Genomic DNA, 23,902 nt, shown 5'->3' with positions numbered 1-23,902 from the left:
GTTCCCACCCGGAACTGTGGCTTCCACCACAGCCAACGCGATCTTGCCCTGGTGAGATCACCGGGTGCTCGGTTTCCTCATCCGCCTCCTGCCCTTCTGGGTCCGGGAGCCCCTGCTCATCGCCGTCGGATCCGTCTTCGGCGTGCGCATCATGTACCTCGCCGTCCGCGACGGCGAATGGGTGCCGGCCGGTATCGGCACGGTGTTCCTGGTGTTCACCGCGGTACGGGTCCACACGGTGGTCCGGGCGCTGCGGGCACGGCGGAACCCGAGCCCGGCGCCGCCCGTGGACGGGGCGGTGTCCCACGCCGCCGCGCAGCCGCAGCCGCAGCCGCAGGCTCAGGCCGCAGCGGTGCGGCCTCCCGCCCCGGCCGCTCCGGAGAAGGAGCCCAACGCGTGGGGCCAGGCCGTCGCGGCCGTGGCCGTGTTCGCCGCGCTCGGGGCCGCGCTGTGGCTGGGGCCGCGGCTGATGCCCTCCGACAGCACGAACGCGCCGCAGGCCGCTTCGTGCGCGAGCGGGGAACAGGAGGAGCTGCCGAGCGTCTACCGGAAGTCGCCCCGGGCCGTGACCGGCGACGAGCTGTGCAAGGCCCTCAACCGGTCCGACCTCGCCCAGCTCCTCGGCACGCCCGCGGAGACCGCGACCGTGGCCTCCGGCACCAGCAACACCGCTCCGCTGACCGACGGGAAGGTCGCCCAGCCCGAGGCGGAGGTCCAGTTCGACACGTACACCGTGAACGTCTCGGCCACGTACAACCACCTGTCGATCGCCCAGTACGTGAAGCTGATGAAGTACGGGGAGGAGACGGACGTCAGGACGCTCTCCGTCCTCGGCCGTCCCGCGGTGCTCTCCTCGGACCACACCATGAAGATCGAGATCAACCTCGGTGGCGGCGGGTCCGGCGGACCGGTCGAGGAGGGCCCCCTGGCCAGGACGCTGACCGTGGCGTTCGACGGGGAGGACCGGGGCGGCTACTTCGACATCACCGTGTGGAGCGCGTCCGGAGCCCTCCCGGACGACAGCGCTCTCCTCGGCATCGCCGAGAAGGTGCTGCCGGCGATCCCCCGACGGGCCGTCTGACGAGGCGCTCGGGGGCGACGGGCACCGAGCGCGGTGAGTGCGCGCACCTCGGCCTGCCGCCGCACCCGATATCAGAAGATCCGCCCCCAGGCGTGCCACAGCCGGAAGAACGACCCGATTCCCTCCGCAACGGTGCTATCCGGCCAACATCTCGTCGTTTTCCCCCCGCGGACAACCGGGCGTCAGGTCCGCTCCTCTCACAGCGCGGGCACAGCAAGCGCCCCTCGCAGGGCCGGCCTCGCGGCTGTCCTCGACGACACGTCGCGCCGCCTGTCGCCTGTCTCCTTCTCACAGCATCCGGAGGACGAGGGAACGATGACCAGTAAGCGCACCACCCGGCTGCGGCGACCGCTGCTCGCCGGCACCACGGCCGTCGCCGCCATGGCCGTGACCGCCGGACTCGTGGCCGCCACGTCGGAGCCGGCGAAGGCCGCGACGGGGCCCAGGCTGAGCCTCGTCGCCGCCACCGGCTCGATCACGCTCACCTCCTGGAAGGAGGACCCGGGCGTCTACCTCGACCTCGGCACCTACCTCACCGCCGAGGGGACGCCGCTGGAACTGAAGGTGACCCGCAAGTCCTACAAGGACCCGGTGACCATCACCCAGACCGTGTACGAGGGCGGCAAGGCCAGGACCAAGACGCTGCCCAAGGGCACCGTGAAGGATTTCTCCGGCCTGCCCGGCTTCATGGAGGTCACGGTCACCGACAAGACGGGCAAGAAGGTCCTCGGCCGTACCGAGGACTTCTGCCCCAACAACGCCAGCGGCCGGGTCCGCCCCGACGCGCCCGCCACCTCCAAGTATCCGGAGAGCTGCCCCACCAACCCGTTCACCCTCGGTTCGGTGTGGGGTGTCGAGAAGGGCTGGGCCGCCAACACCTACGCCGGCTCCTACACCGACGCGGTCCAGCTGGCAGCGGGCGACTACACCGCCAAGGTGCGGGTCGCCAAGAAGTACCGCGACCTGTTCGGCATCGCCGACAAGCCGGCCACGGTGAAGGTGAAGGTGGAGGAGCGCAGCTACGAGGACGACCAGGGCGTCGCCGGGGCGGCGCTCCGCTCCGCGCAGGCCGCCGGGGCCGGCGAGCACGCCGGGCACGAGGCCGGTGGCCACCGGGCGCCGGCCGGGCACGCGGGGCACGCCCCGACGCCCGCGCAGGCCGCCGCGCCGGTGACGAGCGGCGCGGGCCCCTCGTACAACGTGGGCCACGGGCCGCTGAAGGCGGCTCCTCCGGCCCTGCCCTGGGCGGTGAAGAAGGAGCAGGCCGCGCGTGCGGCGCGGATCGGTGACACGGGCGGGCAGACCGACGGCTCGCGCAAGGCGCCGGCGTTGAAACCGCTGTCGAAGCGGCCCGTCGGCAAGGCCTCCGTCCCGGACGTCCCCAAGCCCGACCTGCGCTCGCTGCCGGCCTACGGCATCGTCATCAGCGACGGCGAGGAGGACATCCCCGGCAAGGACTACCTGGCCTTCAGCGCCAACGTGTGGAACGCCGGCCCGGCGCAGCTGGTGGTGGACGGCTTCCGTTCGCCCGGCAAGGCCAAGATGGACGCCTACCAGTACTTCTACGACGCCAAGGGCAAGCAGGTCGGCTACACCCCGACCGGCACCATGGAGTGGGACCCGCGCCCGGGCCACGTGCACTGGCACTTCACCGACTTCGCCAGCTACCGGCTGCTGAAGGCGGACAAGAAGGAGGCCGTGCGCAGCGGCAAGGAGGCCTTCTGCCTGGCCAACACCGACGCGATCGACTACACGGTGAAGAACGCCAACTGGCACCCGTTCAACACCGATCTGGCGACCGCCTGCGGCCAGGAGAACTCGATCTCCGTCCGCGAGGTGCTGGACGTCGGCTCCGGGGACACGTACACCCAGGACCTGCCCGGCCAGTCCTTCGACATCACCAACGTGCCCAACGGCACGTACTACATCCAGGTGCTGGCCAACCCGGAGAAGCGCCTGAAGGAGACCAGCCTCGACAACAACAGCGCCCTCCGGAAGATCGTGCTCGGCGGCAAGCCGGGCAAGCGGACGGTGACCGTGCCGGCGCACGACCTGGTGAACGCGAACTGACCGAGCGTCAGGCCGGTGCCACGGGCCGGTGAGGACCGGCGGCCCCGTGCGGTGGCCGCCGGTCCCGCCGGGTTCCCGGCGGGACCGGTCCGGCATCGCGGGCCGCGCGCAGTGCGCGTTCACGAGGTCGTTCCCGGTCTCCTCCGTGGGCCTCGGCGAAGCCGTCGTGGTCGTCCGTCCGGGCCGCCTCCGCGGACCGGACGGGACCCGAGGAGCGGCCGGCGCCGCCCCGCGTCCTATCTGCGGTATCCCAGGATCGTCATCATCCCGCTCTCCGAGTGGTACTGGTTGTGGCAGTGCAGCATCCACAGACCCGGGTTGTCGGCGTCGAAGTCGAGCACCAGTTTCCGGTGCGGCAGCACCGCCGCGGTGTCCTTGCGCGCCCCCACGCCGTCCAGTCCGGTGATCGCGAAGGTGTGCCCGTGCAGGTGCATCGGATGCCACATGTCCGTGGCGTTGATGAGGGTCAGCCGTACCCGTTCACCGGCGCGCACCGGACGGCGCTCCTGCACCGAGTAGGCCTTGTGGTCGAACCCCCAGTCGAACTTCTCCATGCTGCCGGTGATCTTGATGCGCATCTCGCGGTCGGGTTCACGCTCGTCCAGGGCCACGGAGTCGTCGGGCACGAGACGGCGTGCGGGAACGGTCATGCCGTCGAGTTCGTCCGGGTGGGCGTCGGCCGGGGGAAGGTTCCCGCTCCCCTTGTCGGTGCGCAGGACGGCGAGGGCCCTGCCCTTCTTGCCCTCGGCCAGCGCGACCAGGGGGAAGACGCCGTCCCGGGCGGTGACCACGACGTCGTACCGCTCCGCCATGCCTACGAGGAGGGCATCGGTCCGAGCGTGCTTCACCGGATAGCCGTCGGTGTGGGTGACCGTCATCCCGTGGCCGCCCAGCGCGACCCGGAAGGCGGTCTCGGAACCGGCGTTGATGATGCGCAGCCGGACCCGGTCGCCGGGGCGGCAGCGGAACACCTCGGGATGAGCGGGCAGGCGCCCGTTGACCAGGTAGTGGGGGTGGGCGACGCTGCCGCCCTCGCCGTGCAGCATGCGGCTGTGGGAGCTGTGCAGCACGCGCGAGGGTCCCGCGTGCTTCCTGGACGGCGAGGGGAGCGCCGTCGGCCGGCCGGGGCCCGCTCCGCCGTGGCCGGGTCCCATGGCCATGTGGCCCATGTCCATGGAGCCCTCGGGCCTGAGCTGGTTCAGGACCTCCTCGGGGGTGGAGCCTTCCACGCCGTCGAGCCAGTCGTCCAGGACCACGACCCACTCCTTGTCGTAGGACATGGGTTCTCGCGGGTCGTCGACGACGAACGGCGCGTACAGGGCTCGGTCCGCCTGCATCCCGACGTGGGAGTGGAGCAGGTACGTTCCCGGGTGCTCGGCGGTGAAGCGGTAGCGGAAATCGGATCCGGGACGGATGGCGTCCTGGGTGAGGCCCGGAACGCCGTCCATGTCGCAGCGCAACCGCACCCCGTGGCCGTGCAGCGTGGTCTCGGCGGGCAGCCGGTTGACGAGCGTCAGGTCGAGCACGTCACCGGCGGTGACCCGCACCAAGGGGCCCGGAAGCGCTTCGTCGTACGCCCAGCTCGGCACGGAGAGCCCGCCGAGGTCCAGTGTCGTCTCGGCAGCGGTGAGCCGGTAGGTGCGCACCGGCCCCGCCCCGCGCTTCCGTTCCGTCGCGAGGACCTCCGGGTCGGACGGGTTGACGTAGCCGGGGGGGCCGGCCGGAACGAACGCCGTCCCGCCGGCCACTCCCCGAGGGCCGGAGTTCGGCCCCGGGCCGGGGCTCGTGCAGGCTGCCAGGAGACCCGCGCCGGCCGCGGCGACCGGGGCGCGGAGCAAGGTGCGCCGAGAAGGTTTGATCATGACTGAATAAGACATGCCGGATGATCGGACAGCCCGTCGGTGCGGCCGAACGGCTGAAGCGCGGGGCACGAATTCCACCGGCAGGCGGACGGCCGCGGACGACGGTTCGCCGTGTCCGCGTGCTCCCGGGCGTCGCGGTGACCCGCCGCCCGGCCGGAGGCGAGGAGACCTCCGGATCCCTCACGCAAGATCACCGGTTTCGGTGAGAAGCGGAGCACGCCGGCGGCAGACTGCTCCCATGACCGCTTCAGATGCCAAGACCGACCTTCACTTCTACCTGCAGACTGCCCGTGACGCGCTGCTGTGGAAGCTCGAAGGGCTCTCGGAGTACGACATACGCCGCCCGCTCACGCCGACGGGCACCAACCTCCTCGGTCTGGTGAAGCACGTGGCCAGCATGGAGCTGGGCTACCTCGGCGACGTCTTCGGGCGGCCGTCCGGCGAGGCGCTGCCCTGGCTGGAGGACGGTGCCGAGCCCAACGCGGACATGTGGGCGACCGCGGAGGAGACGCGCGAGGACATCGTGGCGCTGTACCGCCGGGCGTGGGCCCACGCGGACGCGACGATCGACGCGCTGGCGCTGGACGCGGTCGGCAAGGTGCCGTGGTGGCCCGGCGACAAGGCCGAGGTGACGCTGCATCACGCCGTGGTGCGCATGATCGCCGAGACGCACCGGCACGCCGGACACGCCGACATCGTCCGCGAGCTCGTCGACGGCGACGTCGGGGAGAAGAAGGGCAACGACAGCATGGCGCCGGGCGGCCCGGCGTGGTGGGAGGACTACCGCGGCCGACTGGAGCGTGCGGCCCGGGAAGCCGGCCGGGACGCGTGAGGGGGCGTCACCGCCGCCGCACCGCGTCACGCGCGGTCCGCCGAAGCACTCCGCCGCGGCGCAGAAGGATGACGCCTCCGTGCGGCGGCGGACCTGCTCGGACCTGTCCGTAGTAGGAAAGGATCCCGCACGCGTGTGTGCCGAACGGAGGCATCCTTGAAGACAGCCCTGCGCATGCTCCTGGCCGTCGTCCTGTCCGCCGGGGTCGCGTCGGCCACGGCACCGGTCACGGCCGCATCGGCCGCCGACCCCCTGCAGTACGTCGCGCTCGGCGATTCCTACGCGGCCGCGCCGCTGGTGCCGCCCACCGACCCGCGCGACCCTGCGTGTCTGCGCTCCCTGGCCGACTACCCCCGCGTCGCGGCCGAGGCCCTGGGCGCGAAGCTCACCGACGTCAGCTGCTCCTCCGCCACCGCCGCCCACCTGGGCACCGCCCAGTATCCGGGGACCGCGCCCCAGTACGACGCGCTCACCCCCGACACCGACATCGTCAGCGTCACCATCGGCGGCAACGACACCGGCCTCTTCGGCGAAGCGCTGAAGTGCGTCAACATCCTGCCCCCGCCCCACGGCACCAGCTGCGCGGAGGAGAACACCGCCGGCGGCACCGACAGGATCAGGGCCCGCATCGACGCCTGGGCGCCGACCTTCGCCACCGCCCTGGACGGCATCGCCCGACGGGCGCCGCACGCCGAGATCTTCGTCGTCGGCTACGGCAACTACCTGCGCCCCGACGGCTGCCACCCCACCCAGCCCTACTGGAAGCAGGACGCCAACCACCTCCAGGGGGCGATCGACCACCTCAGCGCCGTACTGAAGCAGACGGCCGAAGCGCACGGCGCCGCCTTCGTCGACACCTACACCCCGGGCATCGGGCACGACATCTGCGCCGCCCCCGCCGACCGCTACTTCGAGGGCCTGATCCCCACCCGGCCGGCCGCTCCCCTGCACCCCAACGCCGCGGGGGCCCGGGCCATCGGCAACGTCCTCGCCGCGGCCGTCCGCGCCTGACCGGTGCCCGGCCGGCACGGCCCCGCACGCGGTGGCGCGGGCCGTCGGCGACCGCCCGGCGCCGCTGCCACCGAGCGGCACGCCGTCACGGCGCACCCGGGTCCCTCCGCGGGCGCCGCGCGACGTGGTGTCCGTGCGCATGGGCCCGCCGCAGGTACCTTTCGAGCAGTGGGGCTGCATGGCGATGGCCTGCGGCGCATAGAATCCGGTCTCATGCCGAAGCCTGACGAGCTGATCGTTGACATCGCCGCCCTCGTGGAGTCGGGGCAGAGCAGTCAGATGTCCCTGACCGTGGTCGCCGGCGGTGCCGTCGTCACCGGTCGCCTGGCTCCCGAAGCCGTATGGCGGCAGAGGGTGTCGGAAGTACTGACGGATTCCGCCCAACTGAACGAGTTCTCCGCCGTCTTCGACGCTCCCGCGAAGAAGGACGGGCCACCCACGCATCTCCACTTCCACGTCGCCCGGATCCTGCAGGGCACGGTGGGGATCCCGGAGACGGGCGGGATGTACCGCGTCGCGATCGAGGACGTCAGCGCCTGGACCGTGGGCGACTTCAGCTACTCCGACGGCTGATCCGCCGCCACGCGCCGGCCCGGCCCGTCCCGGCCGGCGCGTCCGCGGTGCCGTCGGCGCGCGCCCCGGCGCCGCGGCCGGTCGCCGGGGGAGCGGCGCCGCGGCCGGGGCCGCCGCGGTGCCGGACGGCCCCGTAGGCCTCCTCGAGCGCCGCGGTCGTGGCGCGTCGAAGGACCGCCTGTGCGACTCCGGCGCACAGGCGGTCGGCCAGAGCCGGTCGGGCGACACGACTGGCGGTCCCTCCGGTTCCGGGGGACGCTCGGAGACCCGCTGGACGGCGCACGCCTGCCGGCACCGAGCACCCCCTTCCCCCGTGAACCCCGCGTCGTCCGTGCCGGGCGGCCGACGACCGCCCCCACCGACCCCACCCGGCCGGCGACGCCGCCGGTCGTCGCCCAGGAGTGAGCGTGCGCCAACTCGACCTCGTGGTGATCGTCGTCTACCTCGTGGCGATCGCCTGGATCGGCCTGCGGCTGGCCGGCCGGCAGAAGACCTCCAAGGACTACTTCGTCGGTGAAGGCCACATGCCGTGGTGGACCGTGGCCTTCTCGGTGGTGGCCACCGAGACCAGCGTGCTCACCGTCATCAGCGTGCCCGGCGGCGCGTACAGCGGCCAGGCCTTCGGCAACGTCGAACTCGCCCTCGGCTACGTCATCGGCCGCGTCGTCGTGGCCGCCGTGTTGATCCCCCTGTACAAGCGCGGCGGATTCGTCAGCGCCTACCAGTACCTGGGCAGCCGGTTCGGGTCGAAGCTGCAGGGGATCGCCTCGGTGACCTTCGTCTTCACCCGGCTCCTCGCCGAGGGCGTAAGGCTGTTCGCCTCCGCCATCCCGATCAAGCTGCTGCTCGACGAGTTCGGCGTGCACACGAGCTACCGCGTCATCATCATCGCCGTCACCGCGGTCACCGTCCTCTACACCTACCTCGGCGGCATCAAGGCGGTCATCTGGACCGACACCATCCAGATGGTCCTGTACGTGGGCGGCGCCCTCCTCGCCATCGGCGTCCTGACTGCCCACGTCGGCGCCGACGGTTACGCGCAGGCCCTGCACGCGGGAAAGTTCCGGCTGTTCGACACCGACTTCGACCCGGCGCACATCCTCACCAGCCCGTTCGCCCTGCCGACCGCCGTCATCGGCGGCGCCGTCTTCGCCATGGCCAGCCACGGCTCCGACCAGCTGATGGTCCAGCGCGTCCTGTCCACGCGCACCCTGCGCGACGGCCAGAAGGCCATGATCGCCTCGGGCGTCTTCGTCACCGTCCAGTTCGCCGCCTTCTCCCTCGTCGGAGCACTCCTGTGGTCCTACAACAAGGGCCGCGGCTTCGAGGAACTCGGTCTGAGCAGCGCCGACAACCTCTACCCGGAGTTCATCCTGCACGGGCTGCCCGTGGTGGTCTCCGGACTGCTCGTGGCCGGCATCCTCGGCGCCGCGATGGGCTCCCTGTCCTCGGCGCTCAACTCCATGTCCAACTCGACGGTCGCCGACATCATCCACAGCTTCTTCCGCAGCACACCGTCCGAGGAGTTCCTGCTCAGGCTCGCCCGCGTGATGACCCTGGTGTGGGCGGTGCTGATGGCCGTCTTCGCCTGCGCCTTCAGCACCAGCACCGGCAACGTCTACCTCACCGGCCTCACCATCGCCGGCTACACGTACGGCGCCCTGCTCGGCGCCTTCCTGCTCGGCCGCCTCGTGCGCCGGGCCGACGAGACCGACTCCGTCGTGGCGTTCCTCGTGACCATCGTCGTGATGACCTACCTCGTGCGCGGCGTGAAGATCGACGTCGACGTCGCGGGCGCCACCGTGCCGGCGGGCATCGCCGCACAGTGGCTGGTGCCGATCGGCGTCGCGGTCACCCTGGCCGTCGGCGCGCTGACGAGCCTGTTCCACCGGGCTCCCGGGGCCACGGGAGGCACCGACGGCACCGATCCGGCCCGCGTCGAGACGGCCGGGGTCCGGGAATGACGGCGCGCGCACGCCGCAGCGCCGGTCCCTCCGGCGAGGCCCCGGCCCCGTGCCCCGCCGAGAACGTCCCTGGAGCAGCCGTGCCGCGGCCGCGGCGGACACCGGTCCCGGCCCGCACCACGCACCGGGAGGCGCCGTGCGCGTGATCGGCCTGATGTCGGGCACCTCCTACGACGCCGTCGAAGCCGCCGCCGCGGACCTCGGCCTGGACGGCGACACCCTGTGCCTGCGGCCCCTCGGACACCTCTCCGTCCCCTACCCGGACGGGCTGCGGGACCTGATCTCCGCCACCCTGCCGCCGGCCACCACCACCACCCGTGCCGTGTGCGCCCTGGACACCGGCGTGGGGCAGGCCTTCGCCGCGGCCGCCGGGCGCGCCCTCGGCGACCTGTGCGACGGCTCCGCCGACCTGGTCGTCTCCCACGGCCAGACCGTGCACCACTGGGTCGAGGACGGCGCCGTCCGCGGCACGCTCCAACTCGGCGGGCCGGCCTGGATCGCCGAGGCCACCGGACTCCCCGTCGTCTCCGACCTGCGCAGCCGGGACGTCGCGGCGGGCGGCCAGGGAGCCCCGCTGGTCGGCATGACCGACACGATGCTGCTGCGCGCGCTGCCCGGCACACCCGCGGCCCTCAACCTCGGCGGCATCGCCAACATCACCGTCGTCGCGCCCGGCGCCGAGCCGCTGGCCTTCGACACCGGCCCGGCGAACGCCCTGCTGGACGCGGCCGTACGGCACTTCACGGACGGCGCCGCCGCCTACGACGAGGACGGCCGCCGGGCAGCCGCGGGCCGCACCAGCCCGGCGCTGCTGCGCGTCCTGCTCGACGACCCGTACTACCTCAGGCCCGCCCCGAAGAGCACCGGCAAGGAACACTTCCACCTGCCCTACCTGCGACGGGCACTGGAGAAGGCGCCCACGCCCGAGGCCGACGACGTCCTCGCCACCCTGACCCGGCTCACGGCCGTCACCGTCGCCGACGCCTGCCGCGCCCACGGGGTCACCGACCTGTTCGTCTCCGGCGGCGGCCTCCGCAACCCCGTGCTCATGCGCGTGCTCGCCGACGAACTGCCCGGCGTGCCACTGCGCCCCAGCGACGCCCTGGGGCTTCCCTCCGACGCCAAGGAGGCCCTGGCCTTCGCGATCCTCGGTTTCCTCACCGTCCACGGCCTGCCCGGCACCCTCCCCTCGGGCACCGGCGCCCGCCGGGCCACCCTCCTGGGCAGCATCACCCCCGGCAGGTCTCCGTTGCGCCTGCCCGAACCCGCGGCACGGGCGCCCCGCCTGCTGCGCATCACCGGCCCGGCCCGCCCCGCCCGTTGACCAGCCCCGCCGAGGGGCCGTGCCCACGCCGCGCGTCCGTGACCGCGTCCGGCCCGTGGATCCGCCCCGGCCCTCCCGAGGGGGCGGGCCGTGTCCGGCGTCCGGCGGGGACGCCGCCGCACCGGGACACGCGCGTACCCGGTGGGCGCCGTCGCGCGTGCCCCGCCCCCTGCGCCGCCGGCCGCCGTCCGGGCTCAGCAGCCGCCGCAGTTGTAGTAGGTGACGTCCCAGTGATTGCCCTCGTCGGCGTAGATGTTGCCGGAGCCCGACCGCCACTGCGCGGCGCCGTCGCCGCGCAGGCCGATGTAGGTGAAGCTGTTCTTGATGTAGTTGCCGACGCACGTGTACTTGCTGAAGTCCAGCTTGTAGCCGTTCCAGTGCGAGTAGGTGCCGGAGGCGTGTCCGGTCTCGGTCCCGCCCGTGATGTTCAGCGCGCACCCGCTGGCCCGCTTGAGGGTCTGGGCGCCCTGCGCGGTGGCGAGGTTGAGCTGGTCGAAGGAGGTACAGGTCGAGTTGTTGCGGTCGGAGCAGTTGCCGGAGGACGACCAGGTGATCCCGACCTCGCGGAACATGGACGTCGCGGTGGCGTGGCTGATCTTGGTCACCGCGAACGCGTCGCCGGCGCTGCCGACGACGACGGCGCCGGGGGCGGCCACCAGGGCGAGGGCCGTGACGGCCGACCGGATGCGGATGCCTTTCGGAGACTTCATCGAGAACCTCCATGCAGTGCGTCATGCTGCCTGTGGGGTGGTTGAGCGCGCGGTGCACGACGATGGTGCCCGAGGTCTACGCGCGTACGCCAGAGGGCGTCGGCGGCGCCCGGCCGGGGCGGGCGGCGGACGTCCGGCAGAATGACCGCATGCCCCCAACTCCCGGCACCCGCGCCCCCGTCGAGGGCGACCCGGTACGCGTCCGTCTCGCGGCGGGGGTGGCCGCCCTGGTGACCGTCGGCGCGGGAACCGGCCTCAGGGCGGTGTCGGAGGGAGGGGTGGCCAAATACGGGGGCGACGCCCTCTACACCCTCCTGATCCTCGCCCTCGTCGTCCTCGCGGCACCGCGGACCACACCGTGGAAGGCCGCCGCGGTGGCCCTGGCCGTGAGTTGGGGCGTCGAGTTCCTCCAGCTCACCGACCTGCCGGCGGCGCTCTCCCGGCGGAGCACGGCGGCCCGCCTGGTCCTCGGCTCCACCTTCAACGCACCGGACCTGCTCTGGTACGCGGTCGGCGCCGCGGCCGGGTGGCTCGTCGCAGCTCGGGCACCCGGCGCCCGGGCCCCGGTCACAGCCAGCCCGAGCGCTGTGCCTGCAGGGCCATCTGGAAGCGGTTCGCGGCGCCGAGCCGGGTCATGAGGACCTGCAGGCGCCGGAACAACGTACGGCGGCTGATGCCCAGTTCACGCGCGATGACCTCGTCCGTCGCGCCGCCGGCCAGAAGGCGCAGCAGCCGGCGGTCGGCGGGCGGGAGTCCGGCGGGGCGGGCGCTGAGGCCGTGGATGGGCAGGGCGTTCCGCCAGGCCTGCTCGAACAGGGCCGTCAGCGCGGAGAGCAGGCCGCAGGGCTGCACCACCAGCATGGTGTGGTGCACGTCCGCCTCCCTGATCGACAACGACACCAGCGCGTACGCCTCATCGATGATCAGGAGCTTCACCGGCACCGACGGCAGCACCCTGGCCTGCTCGCCCGCCTCGATGCACGGTTCGATGACGTCCTTCAGATGCCCGGGGTGCTCCAGGGACTCCCGCGAGTAGACGACGCGCTGGGTCACCCCGCGGGCCAGCGTCGCCAGGGCGTCGTCGGTCGCACTGGCCAGAGGCGTGTACGGAGGGGACTCGAACTGCCGGATCTGCTCGCGGGCGCTGGCCCAGGCATGCCGCATCCTCGGACCGACGGCCTCTCCGGTGACGACCTCGACGAGGTCGTCGTCGTAGGCGGCGAGCCGCCGGCGCCGGAACGACTCGAACGCCCCTCCGACCGCGATGCGCGACTCCTCGAGCTCGGCCGCCCGGTGCCGGGCGAGGACCTCCAGGCCCGCCGCGGGCGGCACCGGGGCCACCACCTCCCCGTCCCCGGCCGCGGTACCGGCCAGGCCGGCGTCCGCCAGTTCGCCGTACGCCGCGGCGAGATCGGCCCCGCCCACCCCGGCCGCCGCGCCGACCGCGCCCAGGGGAGCGGGAGCCAGCTCCAGCAGGGCCAGATAGACCCGGCAGGCCGTGTCGTCGAGCCCCAGCGTGCGGAGGGCCTCACCGAGTTTCGCGTTCGCCATGGGGCGATTATCCGTGCTCACGGCCGGTCCGTGGCCGATCGGTGCCACTGGCACACCTGGGCGCCGGGACCCGCCGCGGGGCGGTACCGTCCGGGTGCCGCCCCGGACCGGCGGTGGGGAAGAACCTCTCGGCAGCCCCAGGCAAGACCAACGGAAGGTGCATGACGTGGCGAACCGCCGGAAGAACAGCCTCTACCCGGGGATCTCCGCGGAGCTGTCCGCCCTGATGCGGACGGGGTGGGCGGACACGGAACGACACGACCTCCGACTCGCCGAGCAGGCCCCGCACGCGGCCCGCCGCCGCGCCGCGCTCTCCGCGCGGTTCCCCGGCGAACGCCTCGTGATCCCCTCGGGCAACCTCAAGGTCCGCTCGAACGACGACACCTACCCCTTCCGGCCGTACACGGGCTACGTGCACATGACCGGCGACCAGGTCCGGGACGGCGCACTCGTCCTCGAACCCCGCGCGGACGGCGGCCACGACGCCTACTGCTACCAGCTGCCGCGCGACAGCAGGGACGACGACGAGTTCTGGACCGGCGCCCACGCCGAACTGTGGACGGGCCGGCGCCGCTCGCTCGCCGAATCGGAGCGCGTGCTCGGCCTGCCGTGCCGGGACGTGCGCACCGCCGCCGCCGACCTGGCCGCCGTCTGCGGTCCGCGGACCCGGATCGTCCGCGGGGTCGACCCCGCCCTCGAGGCCGCCGTCACCACCGACGCGGAGCGGGACGCCGAACTGGAGGACGCGCTGAGCGATCTCCGCCTCGTCAAGGACGCCTGGGAGATCGGGGAACTGCGCAAGGCGGTGGACTCCACCGTGCGCGGCTTCACCGACGTCGTCGGGGAGCTCTCCCGGGCGATCGCGTCGTCGGAGCGGTGGATCGAGGGCACCTTCTTCCGCCGGGCGCGCCTGGAGGGCAACGCGGTGGGCTACGGCTCGATCTGCGCCGCCGGCGAACACGCCACGATCATGCACTGGACGGACAACGACGGCCCGGTACGCCCGGGAGACCTGCTGCTGCTCGACGCCGGTGTGGAGACGCACTCCCTCTACACCGCCGACGTCACCCGCACGCTGCCGGTCAGCGGGACCTTCACGCCCCTCCAGCGCGAGATCTACGACGCGGTGTACGAGGCCCAGGAGGCAGGTATGGCGACGGTCGGGCCCGGCGCTTCGTACCGTGACTTCCACGAGGCGGCCCAGCGGCACCTGACGGCGCGGCTCGTCGAGTGGGGCTTCATCGAGGGCCCCGTCGACCGGGCGTACGAACTCGGCCTGCAGCGCCGCTTCACCATGGCCGGCACGGGGCACATGCTGGGCCTGGACGTCCACGACTGTGCGCGGGCGCGCACGGAGGACTACGTCGACGGCGTGCTGGAGCCGGGCATGTGCCTGACGGTCGAACCGGGCCTGTACTTCCAGGCGGACGACCTGACCGTGCCCGAGGAGTGGAGGGGCATCGGCGTCCGGATCGAGGACGACCTGGTCGTCACCGACGACGGTCACGAGAACCTGTCGGCGGGCCTGCCCCGCGCGGCGGACGAGGTCGAGGCATGGATGGCACGCCTCGCGGGCTGAGCACGCCCCCGGCCCGCGAGGCCCTCGGCGGCGCACCCGCCGCCGAGGGCCGCTTCCCGGCCGCCGGGCCACGGCCCGCGACGCCCGCCCCGTCCTCACCGCGTCCGCACACCGTTCGGGCCGGGCGTTCCCCCTCCCCGGGGGACACGGGGTGGGCGAAGGGCCGGCCGTTCACGTCTCTCTCCGCCTCGTCGGCCGCTGCCGCCACCATGCGGTGAAGCGGGGGGCGGCACGATCCACTCCGTGGACGGACACGAACCGAAGGCTTCCCCGCCCGCCCCCGGCGACGCCGCGGTGGTGACGGACGACGGTGGCCGCGACCACCGGGGCGGCTCCGTCTCCGCCACCACCGAGCCCCACCGCGGCGCCTACGACGGTCCCGGGCCGCAGGCGGTGCCGCCGGGCGGGGGGCGCCGAGGCGCCCGGTCGGCCGGATGGGCGCGGAAGGCGATCAGCGCGGTGTCGTCGCGGTCGTCGGAGAGGTCCTGCAGCAGGCGCAGCAGGTCCGGGAGGGGTTCGGCGCGGTGGTGCGCGGCGGCGCGCAGGAGCCGCTGCTGGCCGACGTCGAAGGAGGCGGTCGGGGTCTCGACGAGGCCGTCCGTGTAGTGCAGGAGGGTGTCGCCGGGCTCGAGGGTGTGGGTGTGCGTGGTGCGGGGGACGCCGGGTGCCACGCACAGCGGGGGATCCTGGTCGGTGCCGGTGAGGAAACGCGGCTCCCCCCGGGCGGGGGCGAGCAGCGGCGGCGGGTGCCCGGCGTTGGACCAGGCCATCCGCCAGGTCCCGTCGGGCCGGCGCCGCAGATGGGTGTGGACGGCGGTGGTGAAGGGGGCGATGTTCAGCCCGTCGGCGGCGTCGTCGAGCATGGCCAGGAGAGCCGCGGGCGTGCAGTCGGGGCCCCTGTTCCAGGCAAGGCCTCGGAGCATGCTGCGCAGTTGGCCCATGGCGGTGGCCGCGGTGAGGTCGTGGCCCGCCACGTCCCCGATGTCGAGGACGAGGGTGCCGTCGGGGTGGGTGATGGCGTCGTACCAGTCGCCGCCGATCTCGTGGGCCGGGCTGGCAGGCCGGTAGCAGGCGGCCAGGAGGGCGCCGGGCACGGCCGGCGGCTCGGTGAGATGGGCGTGCTGGAGGCGCAGGGCGGTGCCGCGGGCCTGCTGGAGGTCGAGGACCCGGCGGATCGGCTGGTGTGCGAGGTGGAGGACCTTGCGCAGCAGCTCGATGTCGGCGGGAGCGGGAGCGGGGGTGTCGCCGTTGGTGCTGGTGGCGGCGTAGCCGAGGACGGTGCCGTCGACGACCAGCGGAATGAGGGTGAGGCTGGTGGCACCGGCGTCGGTCAGCCACCGTTCGGTGACCGCCGGGACCAGGCCGGAGGGGATCTGCCCGTCCGCGGGCACGGGGAAGGTCCGCGGGGTCCGGCTCTCCAGCACCTCCCGCACGGTGCTGGAGACGGTGACGCTCTGGCCCCGCAGCGCGGGCCGGGGCGGCAGTCCCGGGCGGATCGCGGAGGCGACCCGCCGGGCCGTGACGGTCGCCTTCTCGGGCAGCGGCCATCCTTCCTGGGCCAGCAGCAGGATCACACAGGCGTCGGCCAGTTCGGGCACGATCATCCGCACCACCGCGGCGAAGGTGTCCTCGAAACCCTCACCGGGCACCTCGGCGACCTGCGCGAGAAGACGTTCGCCCAGCGTGGCACGCCAGGTGTCCTCGACGTCCACCGTCGCGGCGACCCACTCCTCGGCGCGGCCGCCGCGCAGGACGGGCACGCAGCGGGTCGACATGTGCCGGTACGAGCCGTCGGCGGTCCGCACCCGGAACGTGTTCTCGAAGACGCCCGGAGGCTCCTCGGCCGTGGCGGTGCGCCAGGAACGCCCGAGTCGTTCGCGGTCACGGGGATGGATGCGGGCGGCCCACCTCTCGTCCATCCACCCGTGCCAGGGAACCCCGGTCAGCCGCTGCCAACCGGGGACGATCTCCTCCGCCGAGCCGTCCGCGCGCAGGACCCACACCATCTGCGACACGGCCGACACCAGCGCCCGGTAGCGCTGGAGCGCCAGCGTCTCGGCCGTGGTGTCCAGGGCGACGACCATGGCGCCCTGGCCGTCCGGCATGGTGACGGGCGTGCAGGAGTAGACGAAGTACCGGGCCTGTTCCGGAGCGCAGGGGTCGGGTTCCCGCGAGTCGGGCAGCCGGCGGGACCGTCCGGTGGCGACGACGTCGTCCAGTACCGTCAGGAACCCCTCGGCATCCGGTTCGGGGAACGCCTCCCTCGCGGGCAGCCCCGGGGTTCGCGCGCCGAGCAGCCTGGAACAGGCCGCGTTCTGGTAGACCAACCGGTGCTCCGGCCCGGAGAACAGCGCGACCGCCGCGACCGTCTCGTCGAACAGCCTCGGGTCGAGATGCCTCGCCGGACTCATCACCGGTCCCTCGTGTCCCGCGCGCGCCGGACGGACGGTGGGCGGGAACTCCGCCGGGCGAGCACCCTCACCTCGTACCCCTTCCGACGTCGGCACCGGAGACCTCGCTCATCTTCCCGCCGCGGACCCGGCACATCGCGCGCCACGCTGACAGCGGAGCGACCGTTACCCCGAACCGGGCGCGGCCCGGTATTGCACCGGTCGATCCAAAACGGCTAGGGTCATCCCATGGCCCGACCGAGGACGTTCGACGAGGACCGGGCCCTGGACGCGGCGATGCGCACGTTCTGGGAGAAGGGCTACGAGGCCACTTCCACCCAGGACCTGTGCGACGCCACGGGGCTGGGGCGCAGCAGCATCTACAACACGTTCAAGAGCAAACGCGACCTCTTCGAGCGCGTGCTGGCCCGGTACATCGACTCCACGACCGGTACCCAGCTGGCCGTCCTGGAGGACACGCGGCACAGCGTGGCCGAGCGGCTCCGCACCCTGTTCGCCGTGGTCGTCGACGATGAGACGGAGCGGCGCAGGGCCGGGCGCGGCCCGGGCTGCCTGACCGTCAACACCACGGTCGAGCTGGTCGCCCGGGATCCGCGGGCGGCGGACACGCTGGAACGCGACACCGCCCGCCGGCTGGCGGTGCTGCGCGCGGCGTTCGAGGAGGGCCGCCGGGACGGCAGCATCACGTCGCCCCGCGACGCCGAGGCGCTCGCCCGCTTCGTCAACGCGACGATCGCCGGCATGCGCATCTCCAGTCAGGGCGGCGCCGACAGGGCGGCCCTGGAGTCGATCGCCGAGATCGCGATGGACACGCTCACCGGCTGACGGCGCACGTCGCCGCGAGCCGTGCCCACGCCTGCCCGAATTTTGTACTGATCAATACATAACCTGCCTCGGAGGAGACAGCACCGTGCCTCGTGCCGTATACGTCCTGGCGCTCGGCATCTTCGCCATGGTGACCAGTGAGTTCGTGGTCGCCGGGCTGATGCCGCAGATGGCCGAAGGGCTCGACGTGACCGTCCCGCAGATCGGCTACCTCATCACCGCCTTCGCCGTGGCGATGGCGGCCGGCGGTCCCTTCCTGACCGTGGGCCTGATGAGGTTCCCCCCGCGGACAGCGCTGATGGTGCTGTTCGCCGTCTTCCTCGCCGGCAACGTGCTGGCCGCCACCGCGACGGGCTACGGCACCATGATGGCCGCGCGGATCGTCACCGGCACGGCCTCGCAGGCGTTCTTCGGTGTCGGGATCTCCCTGTGCGCCCAGGTCACCCGGCCCGAGGTGCGGGGCCGCGCGATCGCCGTCGTCATGAACGGCCTCATGCTCGGCACCCTGCTCGGACTGCCCCTCTCCACGCTGGTCGGCGAGCGCTTCGGCTGGCGCGCCGCGTTCTGGGTCATCACCCTGATCACCGTGATCGCGGCGGTCGCCACCCTGTTCGGCGTGCCCCGCGTCGAGAGGGCGGAGGGCGGCGGCGGCTTCCGCGAGGAGGCCCGTGTCTTCAGGAGGCCCAGGATGTGGTGGGCGCTGTCCACCAGCACGTTCATCATCGGCGCCACCTTCTCCGCGTTCAGCTACTTCAACCCGATCCTCACCGAGGTCACCGGCTTCTCCACCGGCACCGTCCCCCTGCTGCTCATCGCCTACGGCGCCGCCACCGTCGTCGGCAACACCGTCGTCGGCCGCCTCGCCGACCGGCACACCGTCCCCGTCCTCGCCGTCGGTCTCGCCCTCAACACGGTGTTCCTGACCGGCTTCGCCCTTCTCGCCGACCTGTCCGCGGCGGCCGTCGTCTGCATGCTGGGCATCGGACTGGCCGGCGTCACCATGAACCCGGCCATGGTGACCCGCGTCCAGCGAGCCGGCAACGCCGGTCCGCTGGTCAACACCGTCCACTCCTCCTTCATCACCCTCGGCGTCATCCTGGGCTCGTCCGTCGGTGCGGTGGTGATCGAGACCTGGGGCCTGCGCGCCCCGCTCTGGCTGGGCGCGGTGCTGGCCTCGGCCGGCCTGGCCACCGTCCTGCCCGACCTCGTCCGCCGCACCGCTCCGGCCACCGGCCCCGCACCCGCGCCCGGCCTGCCCGACGGGGGGAACGGCTCCGTCGCACCGGTGAGTACCGGCGAACGCGTGCTCTGAGTACCCGTACTCAGGTCCCGCCGCCGGGCGTCGGCGATGGTGGGTGGCCTACCCACCGACGCTAGGAGACCCTGTGCGCAAGACCAGCGGGACCTTTCGACCTGCCGACCGTGCGCGGCGCGGCGTCGTCCGCCTCACGGCCGCCGCCGCTCTCGGGTGTGCCGCGGCGGCCCTGGCGCTCACCGGATGCTCGCTGGAGTACCGGGAGGACGTCTGCAGCGGGGGCGAGTACCCGGTCACCTCGGTCGGCGGTACGGGATCCGCCTGTGTCCCGGACGGCGAGCAGCCCCCCGAGGGCTACACGCGCTACCCCGAGGGCAAGGTGCCGCAGCAGGTCGACGACGAGTGGGACGTGTACTGGCGCACCCACATGATCGACGAGAACGGTGCCGTCGTGGACGCTCCCGAGAGCGGCTGATCGCGCGGTCCTCGGCGCCGGCGCCGTCGGAGGTCAGCGCCTCCCGGCGCAGGACTCGTGCCCGGGCCCGAGAGGACCAGGAACCGGATCCATCTGTGCCTGCGCCCTGGGACCTCGCGAGCAGGAGGTGGAACGACTGCTGGGGACCGGTGCCACGTTCGTCACCGATCACCGGAATCCCGGTGGCCCCGGCTGGGCGGTCCTCGCCGATCCCGAGGGCGAGGAATTCCGCGCTCTCCGCAGCGAGTCGGAGCGGAGAGGCGGCCGGATCCCCGGCTGACGCTCCCTCAGGCCGCGAGCGGGCGGAGGCCGGGTTCCGCCGGGTCGAGGGCGAGGAGGCCGCGGGTCGGCCGGAGCCGGTGTCACCGGCGTCGTGCGGGAACACCACCACGCGTCGGGCGACGCGGCGCATCTCGCGCAGCCCGGAGTCCGGCCGCCGGTGGGCGAGCACCTTCCGCAGCCGCTCCACGTCGACCGCCGAGCGGGTCCGGTGCCGGGCGGCGGTCCGTGCGGACGGCCGCACGGGTCCGGACTCGTCGTAGGGGTGCGGCGTGCGGACCCTCCCGCTGGTCGGCCCGGCCGCGCCTCGCGCGGGCACAGGTGGTCCTCCCTGCCCCGGCCACGCGGCATCACGCCCCGTGAGGGTCGAGCACCGGGCTGCGGGGATGACCGTTCCCCCGCCCGTCTCCCATGTAACCAGTTATAGTGGTTACATGAACTCGTCCCCGGCCCAGGGGCTGACGCTGTACTCGCACACCGGCGTCGCCTACCGATTCGATCCCGGCGCGCTGTGCCTGGAACTGCTGACCACCGGAGGCCCCGGCCCCTATCGCCGGTACGAGGTGCTGCACGAGCCCGCCGACCTGGCCGGCTGGGCGGAACGGTCGAGGCTGACCCCGACGCCCGCGCTGGAGATCTCGGCGGACGAGGTGGCCGGCATGCGAAGGCTGCGGGACTCGCTGTTCCGCGTGGTCATCGCCCACACGCGGGACGAACCTCACCCACCGGGCGATCTGGAGGTCGTCAACGAGGCCGCCGCCCGCCCGGCGCTGGCTCCCGCCATCGCCCCGACCGGCGAGCGGCAGTGGGCCGGGACCCCCACCGGCACCCACTTGGCGGCCACCGTCGCCCGGGACGCCGTCGAGCTCCTGACCGGCCCCTTCGCGCACCGCATCCGCACCTGCGCCGCCGCGGACTGCCACCTCGTCTACGTCGACACCTCGCGGCCCGGGCGCCGCCGCTGGTGCTCCATGGAGCACTGTGGCAACCGCCACAAGGTCAGGGCCCTGCGCGCCCGCCACACCGAGGAAGGATGACCGTCATGCCCACAGGACTCACCCAGGACGCGGGCTGGCAGATCGGGGTCTCCCGCACCCTGGCCCACCCCCCGTCCGTCGTATGGGACTTCATCAGCGGCACGGAGGGGCTCGCCCTCTGGCTCGGACCGGGCGCGGTCCTCACCCCCGAACGCGGCGCCCCCTACGGGACGGCCGGGGGAGTGTCGGGCGAGGTGCGCGGCTACCACCCGGGGAGGAAGATCCGCGTCACCCACGGCACCACCACGGTCCAGGTCGCCCTGACGCCCGCCGCCGAGGGGGCCCGCACCATGCTCCGGTTCCATCAGGAGCACCTGGCGGGCCCGGAGGAGCGCGAACGGCGACGGGCGCACTGGGGGCGCGTCATGGACCAGGTCGCCGCCACCCTCGACGGGGCCTGACGGCGGCGCGAGGCACCGGACGGGAGGCGGGGCCGCGGCCGGCCCGTCGGGCGGAGGCTCAGCCGGTCTGCCCGGCGAACTGCGCCAGCTGGTCCTTCACCCAGGGGTCGTACACCGCGATCCGCCGGGCGGCCGCGGGATCGAACCGGCGGATCTGGTCCATGACCCATGGGTCGACGCGCTGGTGGGAGGCGGACCTCCGGGTGTGGTGGTGTCCGGCCGTCGTCGCGGCAGGGCGGGCGGAGTGTCCCCTGTGCTGCTGCGGCGCCGCCGTCGCCGAGCCCGCGCCGGCCAGGAGCGCGCCCCCGACGCCCAGGGCTGCGATCCCCGTGGTCACGACGTGCCGCATCGGCTTGTTCATGATGACTCCTCCTGCTTCACACGACGGCAGACTCAAAGCGGAATCAGATGATCCGGTTGAGGCGCCTACCCGGCCCGACGCCCGGTACACGCCCGGTCCGGGCCGGGATGTCGCCGAAGTGGTGGTAGGCGGACGCCGTCGCAGGAGAGGATGGGCGCCATGAAGGGAGAGTCCTCCTCCATCGACAGCACCGAACCCAGCATCGCCCGCGTGTACGACTACCTGCTCGGCGGCAAGGACAACTACGCCGTGGACCGGAGGATCGGAGACGTGTTCAAGCGCGATCTGCCCGGTTCGGTGGCGATCGCCTTCGCCAACCGCGCGGCCCTGACGCGAGCGGTGCGAGAGATCGTGACGACCACCGGGATACGGCAGTTCATCGACCTCGGCAGCGGCCTTCCGACCGCCGACAACGTGCACCAGGTCGCGCAACGGCATGCCCCCGAGTCCCGTGTGGTGTACGTCGACACCGATCCCCAGGTGCTGGTGCACGGGCGGGCCCTGTTGGAGGAGAACGACCGGACGCGGGTCGTACCGGTCGATGTGCGCGACCCCGAAGCGGTGCGTACCCACCCCGACACCCGGGCGCTGATCGACTTCGACCGTCCCGTCGCCGTCGTGTTCAGCGCCATCCTCCACCACGTCAACGACGAGGAGGGCCCCGGCGGCATCGTCCGCTACTGGCGCGACCACGTGCCGTCCGGGAGCCACTTCTTCGTCAGCCACTTCCGTTCCGGGCACAACCCGGAGACCGCGGAGGCCGAGAAGGTGCTCCAGGGAACTTTCGGCCGAGGCCGGTGGCGGACCGACGAGGAGATCGAGTCCCTGCTGGACGGCCTGGAGATCCTCGCTCCGGGAATCGTCCCGGCCTCCGCCTGGCGTCCTGACGCGGGAGACGACCTGTGGAGCGGCGACGGCGAGCGGGAACTCACCGTTTGGGAGCGTCTCATCGCCGCGGGACTGGCCCGCAAGCCGTGAGGCGGCACCGGGGAGGCGTGACTACGAGGTGAACCGCACCGGCAGACGTTGCGGGCCACGGATCATCAGCCCCGGACGCCAGGTGACGGCCGCCGGGTGGATGTCCAGCTCCAAGGTCGCGCAGCGCTCCAGAAGCGTCCGTACGGCGATGCGCGCTTCCAGACGGGCCAGAGGTGCGCCGAGGCAGTAGTGGATGCCGTGCCCGAAGGCCACGTGGCCGCGGGCGTCGCGCGTGATGTCGAAGCGTTCGGGTCCGGGGAAACGCGCCGGGTCGCGGCCGGCGTCGGCCAGGGCCACGAGGACGAGCTCGCCGCCCCCGGGAACGACCGTGTCGCCGATGGTCAGCGGCTCGGTGGTGAACCGGTACGTCGGGGTCTCCACGGGCCCGTCGTAGCGGAGCATCTCCTCGACGGCGGAGTCGATGAGCGTGAGGTCGGCGCGCAGCGCGGCCAGTTGCTCGGGATGGGTGAGCAGTGCGAGGACGCCGTTGGAGATGAGGTTCACGGTGGTCTCGTGGCCCGCCACCAGCAACAGCCAGGCCATGCCGCGGAGTTCGTCGGGAGACAGCCGGTCGCCGTCACCGTCCGGGCCGTGGATCAGCGCGCTCATGAGATCGTCGCCCGGCTGCTGCCTCTTGCTCGCGAGCAGTTCCTCCAGGTACCGCGCCATGGACGCCGCGGCCGCCGTGCGGGCTTCGGGGTCGGTGGCGCCGAGTGCGTCGTTCGACCACGTGCGGAAGGAGTCGCGGTCGAGATCCGGTACGCCGAGGAGCTCGCAGATGACGGAGATGGGCAACGGGAAGGACAGGGCCTCGACGAGGTCGGCGCGCCCGTCGGGCGCCGCGAGCATCCGGTCCAGCAGGGCGTCGGTGGTCTTCTGGATGCGCGGGGCGAGTTCCTCCACCCGGCGGGCCGTGAACTCCCGGGCGACCAGCTTGCGCAGCCGCGTGTGGTCGGGCGGGTCGGCCCGGAGCATGTGAGGGCCGGAGGAGATGGCACCGAGCGGGAAGGAGGGGGACGCCTTGCTCCAGTCCTTCGACAGACTCGGGTCCGCGAGCGCGGCACGCCCGGCTTCGTAGCCGACGACGAGCCAGGCCTCGGCGTTCCCCTCCGGCATCCGTATGCGGTGCACGGGACCCTGGGCCCGTAAGCGGGCGTACACGGGGTACGGGTCGCGGGTGAAGGAGTCACCGAGCGCGGCCAGGTCGACGATGCTCATGGGCCACCACCTCCAGGACGGTTCACGGTTCACGACGGTGACCGACGGATACGGCCCACGGTTCCCGAAGGGTCCGTCGCCCCGTCGGCGGGCAACCACCGCCCG

Annotated in this window: 21 protein-coding genes and 1 pseudogene; 16 read left to right on the top strand and 6 right to left on the bottom strand. The window is 72.9% G+C overall.

Features of this window, described 5'->3' with window-relative positions; translation table 11 throughout:
• Positions 1-64: 64 nt before the first annotated feature.
• Together ACZ4V6_RS26845 and ACZ4V6_RS26840 are read left to right on the top strand one after the other, a co-directional pair.
• Positions 65-1,081 carry a DUF6215 domain-containing protein gene (locus ACZ4V6_RS26845; RefSeq protein WP_467832191.1) on the top strand — a complete coding sequence of 339 codons (1,017 nt, stop codon included), beginning with the start codon at positions 65-67 and terminating at the stop codon, positions 1,079-1,081.
• Between the two features lie 315 nt (positions 1,082-1,396).
• Positions 1,397-3,151, top strand: coding sequence for a lysyl oxidase family protein (locus ACZ4V6_RS26840; RefSeq protein WP_467832188.1), 1,755 nt, complete (start codon positions 1,397-1,399; stop codon positions 3,149-3,151).
• A 236-nt stretch (positions 3,152-3,387) separates the two neighbouring features.
• Here ACZ4V6_RS26840 and ACZ4V6_RS26835 read toward each other — a convergent pair whose 3' ends face one another.
• Positions 3,388-5,013 carry a multicopper oxidase family protein gene (locus ACZ4V6_RS26835; protein WP_467832183.1) on the bottom strand — a complete coding sequence of 542 codons (1,626 nt, stop codon included), beginning with the start codon at positions 5,011-5,013 and terminating at the stop codon, positions 3,388-3,390.
• A 238-nt stretch (positions 5,014-5,251) separates the two neighbouring features.
• Between ACZ4V6_RS26835 and ACZ4V6_RS26830 the strand changes: the two genes are divergently transcribed.
• From ACZ4V6_RS26830 to ACZ4V6_RS26810, 5 genes are all read left to right on the top strand, one after another.
• Positions 5,252-5,845, top strand: a complete 594-nt coding sequence (locus tag ACZ4V6_RS26830) for a DinB family protein (RefSeq protein WP_467832181.1) — start codon at positions 5,252-5,254, stop codon at positions 5,843-5,845.
• Positions 5,846-6,001: 156 nt separating this feature from the next.
• Positions 6,002-6,856 (top strand): SGNH/GDSL hydrolase family protein, encoded by an 855-nt coding sequence (locus tag ACZ4V6_RS26825; RefSeq protein WP_467832178.1) that lies wholly within the window; start codon positions 6,002-6,004, stop codon positions 6,854-6,856.
• A gap of 213 nt (positions 6,857-7,069) precedes the next feature.
• Positions 7,070-7,429: a hypothetical protein gene (locus ACZ4V6_RS26820; RefSeq protein ID WP_467832176.1), complete on the top strand. Its 360-nt coding sequence runs from the start codon at positions 7,070-7,072 to the stop codon at positions 7,427-7,429.
• A 407-nt stretch (positions 7,430-7,836) separates the two neighbouring features.
• A complete protein-coding gene (locus ACZ4V6_RS26815) occupies positions 7,837-9,393 on the top strand; it encodes a sodium:solute symporter (protein ID WP_467832172.1) in 1,557 nt (518 codons plus the stop codon).
• A 136-nt stretch (positions 9,394-9,529) separates the two neighbouring features.
• Positions 9,530-10,717, top strand: a complete 1,188-nt coding sequence (locus ACZ4V6_RS26810; RefSeq protein WP_467832168.1) for an anhydro-N-acetylmuramic acid kinase — start codon at positions 9,530-9,532, stop codon at positions 10,715-10,717.
• Between the two features lie 194 nt (positions 10,718-10,911).
• Here the strand turns inward: ACZ4V6_RS26810 and ACZ4V6_RS26805 are convergent, their stop codons facing one another.
• On the bottom strand, positions 10,912-11,427 hold the full coding sequence (locus ACZ4V6_RS26805; protein ID WP_467832165.1) for a hypothetical protein: 516 nt from the start codon (positions 11,425-11,427) through the stop codon (positions 10,912-10,914).
• A 149-nt stretch (positions 11,428-11,576) separates the two neighbouring features.
• Between ACZ4V6_RS26805 and ACZ4V6_RS26800 the strand changes: the two genes are divergently transcribed.
• Entirely contained in the window at positions 11,577-12,065 is a 489-nt protein-coding gene (locus ACZ4V6_RS26800) for a ribosomal maturation YjgA family protein (protein ID WP_467832472.1), read from the top strand.
• On the opposite strand, the gene ACZ4V6_RS26795 is transcribed toward ACZ4V6_RS26800, so the two are convergent.
• Entirely contained in the window at positions 11,995-12,978 is a 984-nt protein-coding gene (locus tag ACZ4V6_RS26795; RefSeq protein WP_467832164.1) for a helix-turn-helix transcriptional regulator, read from the bottom strand. The two genes, ACZ4V6_RS26800 and ACZ4V6_RS26795, sit on opposite strands and share 71 nt — an antisense overlap.
• A 166-nt stretch (positions 12,979-13,144) precedes the next feature.
• On the opposite strand from ACZ4V6_RS26795, the gene ACZ4V6_RS26790 reads away from it, so the two are divergent.
• Entirely contained in the window at positions 13,145-14,557 is a 1,413-nt protein-coding gene (locus ACZ4V6_RS26790; RefSeq protein ID WP_467832161.1) for an aminopeptidase P family protein, read from the top strand.
• 368 nt (positions 14,558-14,925) lie between these two features.
• On the opposite strand, the gene ACZ4V6_RS26785 is transcribed toward ACZ4V6_RS26790, so the two are convergent.
• Positions 14,926-16,968, bottom strand: a complete 2,043-nt coding sequence (locus ACZ4V6_RS26785) for a SpoIIE family protein phosphatase (protein ID WP_467832159.1) — start codon at positions 16,966-16,968, stop codon at positions 14,926-14,928.
• Between the two features lie 228 nt (positions 16,969-17,196).
• Between ACZ4V6_RS26785 and ACZ4V6_RS26780 the strand changes: the two genes are divergently transcribed.
• The 6 genes and pseudogenes from ACZ4V6_RS26780 to ACZ4V6_RS26755 all read left to right on the top strand — a co-directional run bounded on the left by ACZ4V6_RS26780 (position 17,197) and on the right by ACZ4V6_RS26755 (position 21,240).
• Positions 17,197-17,793: a TetR/AcrR family transcriptional regulator gene (locus tag ACZ4V6_RS26780; protein WP_467832157.1), complete on the top strand. Its 597-nt coding sequence runs from the start codon at positions 17,197-17,199 to the stop codon at positions 17,791-17,793.
• Positions 17,794-17,878: 85 nt separating this feature from the next.
• Entirely contained in the window at positions 17,879-19,105 is a 1,227-nt protein-coding gene (locus ACZ4V6_RS26775; protein ID WP_467832154.1) for an MFS transporter, read from the top strand.
• Positions 19,106-19,178: 73 nt separating this feature from the next.
• The gene (locus ACZ4V6_RS26770; RefSeq protein WP_467832151.1) at positions 19,179-19,523 is read left to right on the top strand and encodes an SCO0607 family lipoprotein; all 345 of its coding nucleotides are present in this window, start codon (positions 19,179-19,181) and stop codon (positions 19,521-19,523) included.
• 78 nt (positions 19,524-19,601) lie between these two features.
• Positions 19,602-19,803, top strand: a pseudogene (locus ACZ4V6_RS26765) (VOC family protein); the annotation flags it as partial.
• Positions 19,804-20,236: 433 nt separating this feature from the next.
• A complete protein-coding gene (locus ACZ4V6_RS26760; protein WP_467832148.1) occupies positions 20,237-20,839 on the top strand; it encodes a CGNR zinc finger domain-containing protein in 603 nt (200 codons plus the stop codon).
• A gap of 5 nt (positions 20,840-20,844) precedes the next feature.
• Complete coding sequence (locus ACZ4V6_RS26755; protein ID WP_467832145.1) at positions 20,845-21,240, top strand: SRPBCC family protein; 396 nt, start codon at positions 20,845-20,847, stop codon at positions 21,238-21,240.
• A 58-nt stretch (positions 21,241-21,298) separates the two neighbouring features.
• On the opposite strand, the gene ACZ4V6_RS26750 is transcribed toward ACZ4V6_RS26755, so the two are convergent.
• The gene (locus tag ACZ4V6_RS26750) at positions 21,299-21,601 is read right to left on the bottom strand and encodes a hypothetical protein (protein ID WP_467832143.1); all 303 of its coding nucleotides are present in this window, start codon (positions 21,599-21,601) and stop codon (positions 21,299-21,301) included.
• Positions 21,602-21,760: 159 nt separating this feature from the next.
• Between ACZ4V6_RS26750 and ACZ4V6_RS26745 the strand changes: the two genes are divergently transcribed.
• Positions 21,761-22,579: an SAM-dependent methyltransferase gene (locus tag ACZ4V6_RS26745; protein ID WP_467832140.1), complete on the top strand. Its 819-nt coding sequence runs from the start codon at positions 21,761-21,763 to the stop codon at positions 22,577-22,579.
• 21 nt (positions 22,580-22,600) lie between these two features.
• Here ACZ4V6_RS26745 and ACZ4V6_RS26740 read toward each other — a convergent pair whose 3' ends face one another.
• Positions 22,601-23,797: a cytochrome P450 family protein gene (locus ACZ4V6_RS26740; RefSeq protein ID WP_467832137.1), complete on the bottom strand. Its 1,197-nt coding sequence runs from the start codon at positions 23,795-23,797 to the stop codon at positions 22,601-22,603.
• Positions 23,798-23,902: the final 105 nt, after the last annotated feature.

The sequence above is a fragment of the Streptomyces sp. NPDC029152 genome (genome assembly GCF_055564355.1).
The sequence above is the reverse complement of the archived record's forward strand: the minus strand, read 5'-3'. Positions and strand labels throughout refer to the sequence as shown.